Genomic DNA, 11,801 nt, shown 5'->3' on the forward strand with positions numbered 1-11,801 from the left:
TATCCTTCCCGCCACTGCACACCGTCTGGGAGGACGAAGAGAATTGACCGGCCTGTCTCCATTCCCGCTGCCCTTTCAATCTTCTCGTTGCACAGCGTTCGCCGCGCCCCGAACGCTTCGGGAACTCCAGATGATGCAGTGCAGCTCACTGATTCGGTCGAAGCCGGATTGGTTCACAAAAATGAACGACGCCGACATCGTGGCCAGATGGACTCGAGAAGCGGTCTCCCAGGGCCTTACCGAAGCGCAAGTGCGTTACGTGGTGGACGAACTCCGGCATTACGCCTCCCTGCGGGACGAGCGAACCGGCATCGAGGTCTCCGCCGTCGACGGGGTGTGGCATTCGGACACCCTCGTCGACGACGAGCTCAGGTCCCGGCTCCGTAAGGCGGTCGAGATTCTGGAGCAGGTCCCCGCATCGGAGCAGGACTGGCACCCCGGGTCGGACGGCCAGGTGCTGGACCTGGTCCATCCCTCACTGTTCTGCCTGGTGAGAGAAGTGAGCAAGGCGCCCGAGCGGGCTTGGCAGAACCCCACGAACCAGTACTCGAAATACGAGTTCTCGGAGAAGTTCCAGTGGCTGCCCACGGACGTGGACGTCGACGCGGACGGTGAAGTCGCCTTCCGCTCCTACGTCAACAACGTTCACCCCGAGACTCATGGTGAACTGGCATCGGTGCTGCCGCAATTGTTCGCGCGATTGCTCCCGCTCTTCGAGAACGTGCTGACCGATCTGCGCCATCCGCGGCCCCTGCGGATCCAGGCCGACCCCTACGGGTGGTACGACTCGGAGCCGGAGTATCCGCACAAGGCCTCCTACAGTGACGCCGAGGCCTATGCGGAAGCCCTCAGCGCATGGGAAACGGCCCATGACGACTGGTGGGAGAACCGACGTCCGGTCGTCCCCGACGCCCCGCTCTTCACCCCGCCGGCGGTTCCCGACGACTCCTCCCGCACAGACCTGCGCGGCCGCGGCCTCCAGGTCATCGTCAAACTCGCCACCATTCACCTCACTCCGGAAAAGCCCGAGTACTCCGGCGGTTCCTGGCATGTCGAGGGGATGCTGAACGAGCGGATCGTCTCTACGGGCATCTATTACTGGGACAGCGAGAACATCACGGAAAGCCGGCTGAGTTTCCGGACGGCGCTCGACGATCCGGAATATGCCCAGAACGACGACAACGGTCTGCGCGAGGTCTACGGCCTCGAGAACGAAGACGCGCTGAATCAGGTTCTGGGCTCGACACCCACACCAGCGGGCCGCTGCCTTGCCTTCCCGAACGCCTTGCAGCACCGCGTCGGCTCATTCCGCCTCGCCGACCCCACCCGCCCCGGGCACCGAAAGATCCTGGCCTTCTTCCTGGTCGACCCGTCGGAGACAATCGTCTCCACGTCCGACGTGCCGCCCCAACAACCCTGGTCCCCCACGTCGACCATGACGCTCGACCAGGCCAAGGCCTACCGCGAAGAACTCATGCAGGAGCGCAAGTTCTTCGTCGGCGAACACAACGAGCAGCTCTATGAACGGGAGTTCTCGCTCTGCGAGCACTGACCGCGCCCGTCATAGGGCGGATCGCGGGCGCCGAAATACACACACGCAGGCGGGCCCTCGATCTTCGCCCGGGCGTGCCGGCCGGGGGGCAGGGGTAGGGGATGATGCAGGGGAGGAGGAAACACCGATGAGCGGACGCCAGGATCGCGAGTGGCCGGCGATGACGCCGGCGGACTTCGATCGTGACGTTCCGCTGCGTCTGAACGTGGGGACGGGTCCCACTCCGGTGCCCGCCGAACCCGACGAGTACGGCACGCTCCCCCTCTTCGGCCAGGAGCCGCCCGCCCGGCCATCGGCCCGGCGGGCCAGGCACCGCCCCGTCCCCGCCGTGCAGGACGAGCTGTTCTGACCCGGCGCCGGCCCGTACCCCGACCCGCACTCGGCCGACCCCTGTAATTGCTGGTGAAGAGGGTCGCCCCTGCTGCTACTCTTCGGCGTCTTGTCGCACATTCGTGCGCACACATCACACCGCTCGTCGCATCAGCAGCCCGTGGGGGGACTCTGTCATGACCCAGCCAACTCAGCCGCCGTCCGAAGGCAACCCGTTCGCCCAGGCGCCCGTCGCCGACACGCCGCCGTCCGCCGACGGCAACCCCTACGCCCAGCAGGCCGGTGCTGTCGCACCCGCCCCCGCGGCCCCGTTCATGCCTGCGGCCCCGCCGGCCCGCGGCAACGTCGCCCTGGGCCTGCTCGTCGCCGTCGCGGTCGCGCTGGTCATGGCGGGCGTCTACGGCGCGATCGTCGGTGCGACCGAGTACGAGATCGGCTACGCGGCCGTCGGCGTGGGCTTCCTCATCGGTTTCGCCGCAGGAAGGATCGGCGGCGCCAACCCGGCCCTGCCCGTGCTCAGCGCCGTGCTGTCGCTGGGCGCGGTCTACCTCGGCCAGCTCATCGGCATCGCGATGATCGGCGCCGACGAACTCAACGTCTCGGCCACCTCGTTGTTCACCGAGCACTTCGACGTGCTGACCGAGGGCTGGAACGAGACCGCCGACCCGATGACCTTCCTGTTCCTCGCCATCGGCGCGTTCGCCGCGTTCTCGGGCGCCAAGAAGGCCGCCGCGTAACCACGCGAGCACCGCGTCACCGGACGCCCGTTTCAACAGCCGGTGCCGCACGAGGGCCCGCCCACCACACGGTGAGCGGGCTCTCGCACTCGGTACGCCCCGGCCGTCGGACGGTCACGCCACGCGCACCCCGGCCGCGCGCAGCAGCCGGATCCCGGCGACCCGCTGATGGCGGGGGCGGCCCTCGGCCAGAAGCCCGCGCAGCAGTTCTCGCGGCAGGCGATCGGCCGACGGCAGCAGAGCCGCGGTCGCGCCCCGGACAACGGCCGCCGACGCATCGTCCAGGAGCGGTTGGACGTCGTCGACGCGCACCTGCTCCAGCGCGCGTAGCCCTGCCACGGCACAGGCGCGGACCCCGGCGACGGGATGCACGAGAAGCGACCGGACCAGATCCGCGTCCTCGCGAACTCCGCACTCCCCCAGGCCCACCACGGCAGCGGGCCGCGCTGCGGGGTCGGCGCAGAGGGCCCGGTACACGGGTGCCGGGTCGGCTCCCGCCTGGCGCAACACCCATCGGGCGCAGGCCCGTACGAGGGCGGAACGGTCGGCGAGGTACGGCTCGGCGTCGGCATGCCGCCCGATCCGGCGCAGGGCGGTCACCCCCGCCGCCCTGATCCGGGGCTGCCGGGACGCGAGCAGGGGCCCCACGACGTCGGAGAACGCGTCGCACTCGCCCTCACGGAGAGCGGCCACGGCCGCGTCGGCGCACATGCCCTGCACGGCGACGTCGTGGTGGCGTACGGCCGTCCGGGCGAGCCGCGCGACGGGGAGCAGCCGCCGTTCGACGGCTGTGCGGTACGCCAGACGGGCCGTGTCCCGGTCGGCGCTGTCGAGCAGCGCCTCGGCCAGCGCCGCCGGGCCCTCGCGCAGCGTCAGGGTCAGCAGGTGCTCGGCGAAGCCGCCCCGGGGCCGTCGCGCGACCCGCAACACCAGTGCTGCGTGCGTGATCAGCAGGGGTCGGGGCGCCTCGGCCAGGATCGCGCGAGCCCGGTCACGCACGGGGCCCGCCCAGTCCGCACAGCGGATGACGACCGGCGCGAACAGAGCGGAGCGTCCCCGGGACCGGTCCAGCGCGGCCTCGCGGACCCGGCCGTCGGGGTGGCAGAGGGCGAGCACGAGTTCGGCGTCACCGGGCAGTCCCCGCCAGGTGACCGCGGGCGCCGACGCATCCGGCCCCCAGCTCATCCGCCGCCCGGACGGCGAAGCGTTCGAGTGGAACAGCTCTGGCCGCCGCCAGGCCAGTTCACGCACCCGGACATCCAGGTCGGTCCAGGCGACCGGATCCGTCACGTCGAACACCTGGTCCGGGACGGCTCCGGCAGCCAGTCGAACGACGGCCTCATGTGCCCCGTCCTCGCTGATCGCCATGGGCGCAGCCTAAGGCCTCCCCAGGGACGGGTGTTCGCGTGCCGTCGTGCGTCCTTGCCCGGGTATTCAGGTGCGCGGGCCGATTCCTCCGGCGGGGTGGAGGTCGATCCGCTCGGGTGGTCCTGCCAGCAGGGGCAGGGCCTGGCCGATGAGTTCCTTGGTTCCGGGCGCGGACAGGGAGGCCGCGTGGGCGGCCGCGTCGGACCAGATCTCGGTGACCCACACGACGTCCTCGGCGTCAGGGGTGGTGTTGACGATGTACAGCTCGCAGCCTGCCGCGTCATGGGCGAGTTCCGCGGCGTGCAGGAGGATCTCGACCAACGCGTCACGCTGTCCTTCCCTCGTGCGGAACTTCACGTAGTGGCCGATCTTGCCCATGTGTGTCTCCTGTCCAGCTGATGGGTCATTGTGGGGTGGTCCTCGCAAGGGCGCGGAGGAGCAGGGGCGGCTGGATTCGGCCACCCCACTTCATGATCCGCCCCGGCAGTGCGGGGTGAAGGGGTCCGCCGGCTCGCGGACACCAGTACACGCGCACGGAAACCGGCCCGCGCCGGCGGTCGTCCGGGAGGCCGGTTATCCGGCCGCCGGACTAGCGCAGTTGCTCGGCCAGCCCGACGATGATCCCCTCCGGGCCCCGGACGTAGCAGAGAAGGAAGATGTCCTCGAACCGGGCGATCTCGCCCAGGAGTTCGGCGCCGTGGGGACGCAGCCGGGCGACGGTGTCCTCGATGTCGTCGACGGCGAACATCACACGGTGCGTGCCCACGATGTTGTGAGGTTGATCGCGGGGGCCGGCGCTCGCGGCGGGGCTGCGGTACTTCGCGAGTTCGAGTCGGCTGTGGCCGTCGGGGGTCCGAAGCATCGCGATGTCGCAGTGGACGCCGTCGAGTCCGGTGCACTGGTCTGCGAAGCGGCCCTCGACCTCGCCCCTGCCCTCCACTTCCATGCCGAGTTCCACGAAGAACGCGATGGCGTCCTCCATCTCCTCGACGACGATGCCGACGTTGTCCATCCGCTGAATGGCCATGACCGGTCACTCCTTCTTCCTCGTTCCGGCCGGTGAGGGCCGCTGGTGCCCCTGGGACGGAGCCGGTGGCGCGGTCTCGACATCCGCGGACCGACGAACTCCGAAAGAATTCCCCTGGCGCCCGTCTGCCCGCCGGCCGTCGGAGGCCTGCGTGCAGACGGGCGGGCTTCCGAGTCAGTGACCGCTGCGTACCGCCGCGCCGTACGCGTCTGTTCCGCTCAGCACACCGTTGTGCTCGGCTTCCGGACCCGGTCCGGTCGGCCCTCCTTCGTCGCTCATGCCGAACCGGTGCTGCTGGACCGGGACGAGTCCGCCGGCCTTGCGCACACTTTCGCTCATGTTCCGGTCCTCATCTCGGTCAGCCACTCACCACGTCCCGCACCCCTCGTTCGTCGGGCTCCTCCACGAGGGCCGCCTGCTGCCTGCGCTCCTCGGCCGGCTGCGGCTGCGGCGAGTGGTCCTCCGTGGTCTGCCGACTCCTGGCCGCCAAAGCCCTCGCCAGCATCTTCGCCCGGTAGGGGTTCGACGTGTCGAGGGATCTCGCCACCTCCAGGGCCTCGTCCAGCAGTGCCGCCCGCTGCTCGGGCAACTCGCGGAGCAGGGGTGACGCGCTTGTCTCCACCAGGACGTACACCAGCTTCGATCCGTACGTCTCCGGCTCGACCTGTGTGAGAAGACGGTAGATCCACAGTCCCTCGGCACCGCGCACCACCCGCCGGTCGGCGCTCAGCAGCTTCACTCTCGCCGGCACGACCATGTCCTGATCCATCGGTCCCCCTTCGTCGGACCACCCCCGGGCCGTGCACGTCACACGGCGAGACAGCACGGCGAACGTGCCGGCAGCCGCGGGAACGGCTGTCGGCACGGTGGCCGGGGAGTGGATGACGACGAGTCTGACGCGCGCCACCAGTCGTCACAAGGGCCGACGGACGTGCGCTGTGTCCTACCGAAACGGCCTCCGAACAGGCATGATGGACCTGACACTCACTCAAGCGCTGCCTTCGCCGCCCTGCTTGGGCCCGACACGAACGGCGGTGCAGCGGGCGGGGGCTCCCCGAGACATGCGGATCTCTCCGGACACCGGTGGGTCGCCGCCCTGGCGGGTGCTGAAGGACCGCAAAACGAGGGTGCGCGGGCGGCGTTGCGGGAAGAATGGCCAGCATGACGTACGAAGGCTCCTCCATCGACCCGACCAAGCCCAGCATCGCCCGCGTCTACGACTATCTGCTCGGCGGCAAGGACAACTATGCCGTGGACCGTGAGATCGGTGACGTGTTCAAGCGCGACCTGCCCGGCTCGGTGGCCATCGCCTTCGCCAACCGCGCGGCCCTGACCCGGGCGGTCCGGGACATCGCGAAGACCACGGGCGTCCGACAGTTCATCGACCTCGGCAGCGGCCTCCCGACCGCGGACAACGTCCACCAGGTCGCGCAGCGGCATGCTCCCGAGTCCAAGGTCGTCTATGTCGACACCGACCTCCAGGTACTGGTCCACGGACGCGCGCTGCTGGAGAACAACGACCGGACACGCGTCGTCGCCGTCGACGTGCGCGACCCCGAGGGCGTCCGCACCCACCCGGACACGCAGGAGCTCATAGACTTCGACCAGCCCGTCGCCGTCATCCTCAGCGCCATCCTCCACCACGTCAACGACGACGAGGACCCGGCGGGCATCGTCCGCTACTGGCGCGGCCAGGTCCCCTCCGGGAGCTACTTCTTCGTCAGCCACTTCCGCTCGGGCAACAACCCGGAGACCGCGGAGGCCGAGAAGGTCCTCCAGCAGACGTTCGGGCGTGGCCGGTGGCGCACCGACGAGGAGATCGCCTCGCTGCTGGACGGCCTGGAGATCCTCGACCCCGGGATCGTCCCCGCGTCCCTGTGGCGTCCCGACGAGACCGACAACCCGTGGAACAGCGGAGAGAAGCGGGAGCTGACGGTCTGGGAACACCTCATCGCCGCCGGCCTGGCCAGGAAGGCCTAGAAGCGACGCCGGGGCGGTGATCGACCGGTGGCGATCGCCCGGTGGTGATCGTCGCCGGACGGTTGCCGGGTGCCGGCGGCATTCGGGCCCGCGGGCGGGTGGGAGCAGGTCCGCTCCGTCTGCGCCAAGCCCCGTGGGAGAACCTCGCCCACGGCGACGCAATGGGCCGCTCTGCCACCGCGCCGCAACCTACGGGAGTGGCCGATCCCGCTCCCGCTCAGCGCAGCGACAGCGCCCTCGGCCGGCGAACGGATGTGCGTGACGCCGCGATTTCCGGGCTTTTCAGCCGTACGCCGCCGTGTCCCACTCCTGCTCGAGGGTGAGGTCCGACAACCAGGTCCGGTCGGTCAGGCGGATCTCCAGCACTGCTGAGGGGACCCGGTCGGGGTCCTGCCACAGTGCGCCCCAGGCCGCCATGAAGGCGGTCTGCCAGGCGTCGGTGTCGGCGGGATCGAGGCCGCCGGCGCGCAGTTCGGCCTCGATGGCCTCTCGGGCCGCGTTCTCGTCGAAGGGCATCCGGTGCCGGGACGTCACGGAGACCTCCGCGATCACCCGGTCCGCGTACGCGGCGAGGGCGACCGGGTCCCAGTAGGATCCGGGCCCGGCCTCGCGGTCCAGCCGTTCGGGGTCGGTGTCGGCGAGCAGCCGCATCGCGAAGGCGGCGGACGCGGAGGGCTCCCCGGCGTCCGGATGGATGGCCGACAGGGTCAGCTCGACGGTGTCGTCGCTCAGGTGCGTGACGCGCACCCGCCACAGACTCGCCAACGAAGGCTCCGTTCCTCGTGATTGCCGCCGCCCCCGGTGTGCGGGCGGCGGCCCGTCAGGTGGTGATTCTGCCGGTGGCGATCAGATTGGCCAGCGTGGCCAGCTGCGTGTCGTTGTCGATGCGCTCGGCGAAGGTGACGGCGCCACGCTGCTGGCCGCGTCCGCCCTGCCGGGCCGGCCGGAACGGCATCTGCGAGAACGTGTGGATCACGGACTCCGTGGCTCCCAGGGCGCCGGCCTGGTCCACCAGTTGCTGGTACTCCCCGCTGCGGGCGCCACCCGCGCCGATCGACTGGAGGAAGGCGACGTCTTCCGTGTCCCAGTTGCGGTTCGCGGTGACCTGGACGAGTAGCGGGAGGGTCATGCTCGCGGCGGCCGTCGCCGTGCCGACGTAGGTGGGCTGAGGGTCCGTGAAGGCGAAGGGGGTGCCTGCGGCCAGGATCTGCCAGGCCCCGGTCGTGGGGTCGTACCGCTTGAAGTTGATCGTGAGCGAGCGGACGAAGTAGGGCGCGAAGCCCTGCTGATACGTATGGGTCTGCGCGTTGGCCGTCGCATAGTCCACGTCGACACCGAAGTAGACGTAGTGGCGTGGAGCGTTCGCCGCCAGAACGGCGTTCGCGGCCGCCACGGCGTTCAGCTCCCTCTTCAGCACACTCTCGACGCCGGCCTCGTAACGGCTGTTGTCGCGTTTGGACGCGGGCACCAGGTTGTTCGCCGTTCCGGGGCCCCCGGCCTGCATGTTGATGAGGTGGAAACGGATCCAGAAGTTCGTCAGACCGAGCTGGCGGATGTAGGGGTATCCGGTGGGGTCGGCGGCCGGGGGCGAACCGACCAGGGAACCGTCGCTGATCATCTCGATGGACGTCGTCCGGCCCGCCGCGTCCACGACGGGGTGGATGAACGGGCCCTGGGGAACGGTGTTCGTGTTGTGGACGACGCGCTGGACCTGCCGTCGCCGACCCGCACCCTCGCCTCCGCGCGCCTGTTCGGGCGCGGACGCCGTCGTGCCCTCGGCGCCGGCACTGCGCTGCACGGGGACGGGTCCCGACATCACCCGGGCGGCGTTGGCCTCGGCGGCCCGTTCGAAGGCGTCTGCGGGGTCGCTCACCCGCAGGCCGTCACCGGTATCGGTGCCCGCCACCGGGCCGCTGCGCTGCTGGATGACGTGCGTCAGCTCATGGGCCAGGGTGTGCTTGTCGGCGCCGCCCGCGCCGATGACCACGTGACTGCCGGAGGTGTAGGCCCGGGCTCCGAGCTGGGCGGCCGAGCGGCGGGCGGCGCTGTCGTCGTGCAGACGGACGTCGCCGAAGTCGGCCCCGAGGCGGGCCTCCATCTCCTGCCGCAGGGGCGCGTCCATCGGACGGCCCCCGCTGCGCAGCACCGAGTCGACCTCGGGGGCGCGCTGGACCGCCGTGGCGCCCGGGTGAGCGCAGCCCGGCCCGTGTTCATGCCGTTCGTCGGCGACGAGCTGGGCCAGCGCCTCGTTGCCGACCGTGCGCTGGAGGACGGTGAGGGCGGCGGGTGACATGCCTGCGATGCGGCCCAGCGCCGCGGCGGTGTGGGCGAGGGCCGGGCGGGCCGTCGCCGGACGCCGGTCCCGCCCCTGCTGCGGACCCTGGGCCTGCGTGTCCTGCTCCCGCGCCCGCATCGCTGCTCTCCCTCAACCTCGGCCGTGCACAGTCCCCACCACGCTTCCGTCCCCGCGCCACGCGTACCAGGGCCGTGCGGGCAGACTTGAGGGCACCGCGTGACGGGATCGCGCCCGCCCGCGGGGCCGGCGGTCAGGTGAGCGCGAAGAACAGCGTGTCCTGGGTGTACCAGCCGACGTTCTCCGTGGCGTACTCCCATTCCTTGTGCTCGTCCTCGAGCTTTTCGATCAGCTCCTCCACGTCGTACCGAAGGCCTTCGTCCATGCGGTCCAGGACGGCGCGATAGGCCTCGGCGGCGGGCTTGGCCTTGGCGAGGGGCAGGTGGCCGATGGCGGGATACCCGTCGGTCGGGTGCGGTAGGTACGGGAAGCCGGCGGGCAGTCCGCCGTAGAGGAAGCCGTGGGGCAGCAGGTCGGCGGGGACGCCGAGGCGCCGCATCTCGTCGTCGACCAGGCCGAAGAACGTCGAGGGCTTCGAGTACGTGCCCAGGTGCATCGGGTCGGACGCGTTGTGGTCGATGATCAGCTGTGCGGCGCAGTGGTAGGCGTTGCCCGCGCACGGCGCGTCGGAGTCGGTGTGCCCGGCGACGAGGTGCTCGAGGGCGTCCGGAACGGGCAGTCCCCAGTCGACGCCCTGGTGTTCGAGGTCGTCCTGGGCTGCCCGCGCGGCCCGGCGCATCGACTCCAGGCGGCTCGTCCGGTCCGCGCTCAACTCGCCGTTGCAGCCGAGGAACGCCAGGACGTCCGCCTTGTCCGCGGTGGAGTAGGCAATGTTGTGACTCATGATCGTCATTGTGTCCGACGGCACTGACAATCCGTGAGGCCGCAATCCCCCCTCGGCGCCCGGACCGGTCGCGGCCACGCCTTGACCAGGGGGTTCGAGTGGCTCGGAGCGTGGCTCCACGATCGGCGGGGCGGGACGAATGACGCGCGAGAGATACGCCGCCCCCCGACGATCTCGGACTCCTCGTGTCCTGTCTGGAACTGTGCCTGCGGGCCGACGAATGGACGTACCCCGGGCCCAGCGCGCGGGCGGCCCGGCTCAAGGAGCGGATCGCCGCGCCGGCTCCGGCGGGGTCGCCCGAGGCGGCCCGGGTGGAGACCGCGGCCGGCCGGGCCGGGCGAGGGTACTGGCAGGGCCTCCAGGAGAGCACGGCTTCGGCGCTGGCCGAGCGGGCGTTGGTGGCGTCCCACAGCGCCGACGTAGCCGAAGCGCTGGAGCGGGGCGGCCACGCGCCCGCGCATCCGGAGGACCTGCGGGCGGCCGAGGTGACGGCCGCGCTGGAGCTGCTGGCCGGCCCGTGGCGGGCCCGGCTCCGGCTTCTGGCGTGCCACTGCTGCTGGCCGACGCGCGACTCAAGCGGGCCCGGCTGCTCGCCCGGAAGCGGGTGATCAGCGCGATGGAGGCGCGGCGGGACAGGGGGTGGTCGGGGGCGGCGCGGGTGTTCGCGGCCACTTCGGCCTCGACGGGCTGGCTTCTGTTGCCAGAAGCCAGCACAATGGCTGCCGGAAGTGTTACCCATGGGAAGGGAGGGGTGTGTCGTGGACGGTGGCCCCTATCTGCGGTTCGTCGCCCTCGGAGACAGTCAGACCGAGGGCCTGGGCGACGGTGACGACGTCGTGGGTCTACGAGGATGGGCGGACCGCCTCGCCGAGCATTTGGCGGCGCACAGTCCCGGCCTGCGGTACGCGAACCTGGCGGTGCGCGGCAAGCGTGCCGCCCAGGTGCGGGACGATCAGCTCACGCCGGCGCTCTCCCTGCGGCCGGACGTGGCCACCGTCGTCGCGGGGGTCAACGACGTGCTGCGGCCGCGGTTCGACGCGGACGAGGTGGCCGCTCATCTCGAGGCCATGTTCGCCGCGCTCACGGCGCAGGGGGCCCGCGTCGCGACGCTCACCTTCCCCACCCGGCTGCCGGCGCTCGGCCGCCCCCTGGGCTCCCGCCTGGTCGCCCTCAACCAGCGCGTACGCGAGGCCGCGGGGCGGCACGGCGTGGCCGTCGCCGAGTGCGCGGGCCACGCGGTCATCACCGACCCCCGCCTGTGGAGTCCGGACCGGCTCCATGCCAGCCCCCTCGGTCACGAGCGGATCGCCGCCGCCGTCGCCTACGCTCTCGCGCTTCCGGGCAGCGACGACTCCTGGTCCGGTCCGCTGGAACCGGCCGCCGAGGCCGCCCTGTCGGGCCCGCGCGCGGCCGTGGAGGAACTGCGCTGGGCGGCCACCTTCCTCGGTCCGTGGCTGGCGAGGCGAGTGCGCGGACGGTCGTCCGGTGACGGCCGGACCGCGAAGCGTCCTCAACTGCTGCCGGTGTTCCCGGCGTTGTCCGGCGAGGCGGCCGAACGGCCCGCGGCGGGCGATGCCTCCCCCATCGCCCCGTGACCGCAGCCGTCCGGC

The 11,801-nt window shown here is 71.1% G+C and carries 14 protein-coding genes; 6 read left to right on the forward strand and 8 right to left on the reverse strand.

All coding sequences use genetic code 11. From position 1 onward, the window contains the following. Positions 1 to 43: 43 nt before the first annotated feature. The 3 genes from ACGFSH_RS30165 (at position 44) to ACGFSH_RS30175 (ending at position 2,619) form a co-directional block, all read left to right on the forward strand. Positions 44 to 1,552, forward strand: coding sequence for a DUF4246 domain-containing protein (locus ACGFSH_RS30165; protein WP_393353978.1), 1,509 nt, complete (start codon positions 44 to 46; stop codon positions 1,550 to 1,552). A gap of 127 nt (positions 1,553 to 1,679) precedes the next feature. Further along, positions 1,680 to 1,901 carry a hypothetical protein gene (locus tag ACGFSH_RS30170; protein WP_393353981.1) on the forward strand — a complete coding sequence of 74 codons (222 nt, stop codon included), beginning with the start codon at positions 1,680 to 1,682 and terminating at the stop codon, positions 1,899 to 1,901. Between the two features lie 157 nt (positions 1,902 to 2,058). Then, the gene (locus tag ACGFSH_RS30175; RefSeq protein WP_393353983.1) at positions 2,059 to 2,619 is read left to right on the forward strand and encodes a hypothetical protein; all 561 of its coding nucleotides are present in this window, start codon (positions 2,059 to 2,061) and stop codon (positions 2,617 to 2,619) included. Positions 2,620 to 2,733: 114 nt separating this feature from the next. Here the strand turns inward: ACGFSH_RS30175 and ACGFSH_RS30180 are convergent, their stop codons facing one another. The 5 genes from ACGFSH_RS30180 to ACGFSH_RS30200 all read right to left on the reverse strand — a co-directional run bounded on the left by ACGFSH_RS30180 (position 2,734) and on the right by ACGFSH_RS30200 (position 5,783). Continuing rightward, a complete protein-coding gene (locus tag ACGFSH_RS30180; RefSeq protein ID WP_393353985.1) occupies positions 2,734 to 3,987 on the reverse strand; it encodes a HEAT repeat domain-containing protein in 1,254 nt (417 codons plus the stop codon). A 66-nt stretch (positions 3,988 to 4,053) separates the two neighbouring features. Next, positions 4,054 to 4,365 carry a putative quinol monooxygenase gene (locus ACGFSH_RS30185; RefSeq protein WP_393353987.1) on the reverse strand — a complete coding sequence of 104 codons (312 nt, stop codon included), beginning with the start codon at positions 4,363 to 4,365 and terminating at the stop codon, positions 4,054 to 4,056. Positions 4,366 to 4,576: 211 nt separating this feature from the next. After that, positions 4,577 to 5,014: a VOC family protein gene (locus ACGFSH_RS30190; protein ID WP_393353989.1), complete on the reverse strand. Its 438-nt coding sequence runs from the start codon at positions 5,012 to 5,014 to the stop codon at positions 4,577 to 4,579. A 174-nt stretch (positions 5,015 to 5,188) separates the two neighbouring features. After that, positions 5,189 to 5,353 carry a hypothetical protein gene (locus ACGFSH_RS30195; protein WP_393353991.1) on the reverse strand — a complete coding sequence of 55 codons (165 nt, stop codon included), beginning with the start codon at positions 5,351 to 5,353 and terminating at the stop codon, positions 5,189 to 5,191. A 19-nt stretch (positions 5,354 to 5,372) separates the two neighbouring features. Further along, the gene (locus ACGFSH_RS30200) at positions 5,373 to 5,783 is read right to left on the reverse strand and encodes a hypothetical protein (protein ID WP_393353993.1); all 411 of its coding nucleotides are present in this window, start codon (positions 5,781 to 5,783) and stop codon (positions 5,373 to 5,375) included. A 392-nt stretch (positions 5,784 to 6,175) separates the two neighbouring features. Here ACGFSH_RS30200 and ACGFSH_RS30205 point away from each other — a divergent pair, with 392 nt between their 5' ends. Next, positions 6,176 to 6,994, forward strand: a complete 819-nt coding sequence (locus ACGFSH_RS30205; RefSeq protein WP_393353995.1) for an SAM-dependent methyltransferase — start codon at positions 6,176 to 6,178, stop codon at positions 6,992 to 6,994. A gap of 282 nt (positions 6,995 to 7,276) precedes the next feature. Here the strand turns inward: ACGFSH_RS30205 and ACGFSH_RS30210 are convergent, their stop codons facing one another. The 3 genes from ACGFSH_RS30210 to ACGFSH_RS30220 all read right to left on the reverse strand — a co-directional run bounded on the left by ACGFSH_RS30210 (position 7,277) and on the right by ACGFSH_RS30220 (position 10,191). Then, the gene (locus ACGFSH_RS30210) at positions 7,277 to 7,759 is read right to left on the reverse strand and encodes a hypothetical protein (RefSeq protein WP_393353997.1); all 483 of its coding nucleotides are present in this window, start codon (positions 7,757 to 7,759) and stop codon (positions 7,277 to 7,279) included. Positions 7,760 to 7,814: 55 nt separating this feature from the next. Then, on the reverse strand, positions 7,815 to 9,407 hold the full coding sequence (locus tag ACGFSH_RS30215; RefSeq protein WP_393353999.1) for a DUF4157 domain-containing protein: 1,593 nt from the start codon (positions 9,405 to 9,407) through the stop codon (positions 7,815 to 7,817). Between the two features lie 133 nt (positions 9,408 to 9,540). Further along, positions 9,541 to 10,191 carry a hypothetical protein gene (locus ACGFSH_RS30220; RefSeq protein WP_393354000.1) on the reverse strand — a complete coding sequence of 217 codons (651 nt, stop codon included), beginning with the start codon at positions 10,189 to 10,191 and terminating at the stop codon, positions 9,541 to 9,543. Between the two features lie 185 nt (positions 10,192 to 10,376). Between ACGFSH_RS30220 and ACGFSH_RS30225 the strand changes: the two genes are divergently transcribed. Continuing rightward, positions 10,377 to 10,799: a hypothetical protein gene (locus tag ACGFSH_RS30225; protein ID WP_393354002.1), complete on the forward strand. Its 423-nt coding sequence runs from the start codon at positions 10,377 to 10,379 to the stop codon at positions 10,797 to 10,799. Positions 10,800 to 10,949: 150 nt separating this feature from the next. Beyond that, the gene (locus ACGFSH_RS30230; protein ID WP_393354004.1) at positions 10,950 to 11,786 is read left to right on the forward strand and encodes an SGNH/GDSL hydrolase family protein; all 837 of its coding nucleotides are present in this window, start codon (positions 10,950 to 10,952) and stop codon (positions 11,784 to 11,786) included. The last annotated feature ends 15 nt before the right edge of the window (positions 11,787 to 11,801 follow it).

The organism is Streptomyces sp. NPDC048481, assembly GCF_043200075.1.
Lineage (GTDB): Bacteria > Actinomycetota > Actinomycetes > Streptomycetales > Streptomycetaceae > Streptomyces.

Coding starts and splice junctions, on each gene's coding strand:
- ACGFSH_RS30170 (WP_393353981.1), top strand. CDS start 1,680: ATGAGCGGACGCCAGGATCGCGAGTGGCCGGCGATGACGCCGGCGGAC.
- ACGFSH_RS30175 (WP_393353983.1), top strand. CDS start 2,059: ATGACCCAGCCAACTCAGCCGCCGTCCGAAGGCAACCCGTTCGCCCAG.
- ACGFSH_RS30180 (WP_393353985.1), bottom strand. CDS start 3,987: ATGGCGATCAGCGAGGACGGGGCACATGAGGCCGTCGTTCGACTGGCT.
- ACGFSH_RS30185 (WP_393353987.1), bottom strand. CDS start 4,365: ATGGGCAAGATCGGCCACTACGTGAAGTTCCGCACGAGGGAAGGACAG.
- ACGFSH_RS30190 (WP_393353989.1), bottom strand. CDS start 5,014: ATGGCCATTCAGCGGATGGACAACGTCGGCATCGTCGTCGAGGAGATG.
- ACGFSH_RS30195 (WP_393353991.1), bottom strand. CDS start 5,353: ATGAGCGAAAGTGTGCGCAAGGCCGGCGGACTCGTCCCGGTCCAGCAG.
- ACGFSH_RS30200 (WP_393353993.1), bottom strand. CDS start 5,783: ATGGATCAGGACATGGTCGTGCCGGCGAGAGTGAAGCTGCTGAGCGCC.
- ACGFSH_RS30205 (WP_393353995.1), top strand. CDS start 6,176: ATGACGTACGAAGGCTCCTCCATCGACCCGACCAAGCCCAGCATCGCC.
- ACGFSH_RS30215 (WP_393353999.1), bottom strand. CDS start 9,407: ATGCGGGCGCGGGAGCAGGACACGCAGGCCCAGGGTCCGCAGCAGGGG.
- ACGFSH_RS30220 (WP_393354000.1), bottom strand. CDS start 10,191: ATGAGTCACAACATTGCCTACTCCACCGCGGACAAGGCGGACGTCCTG.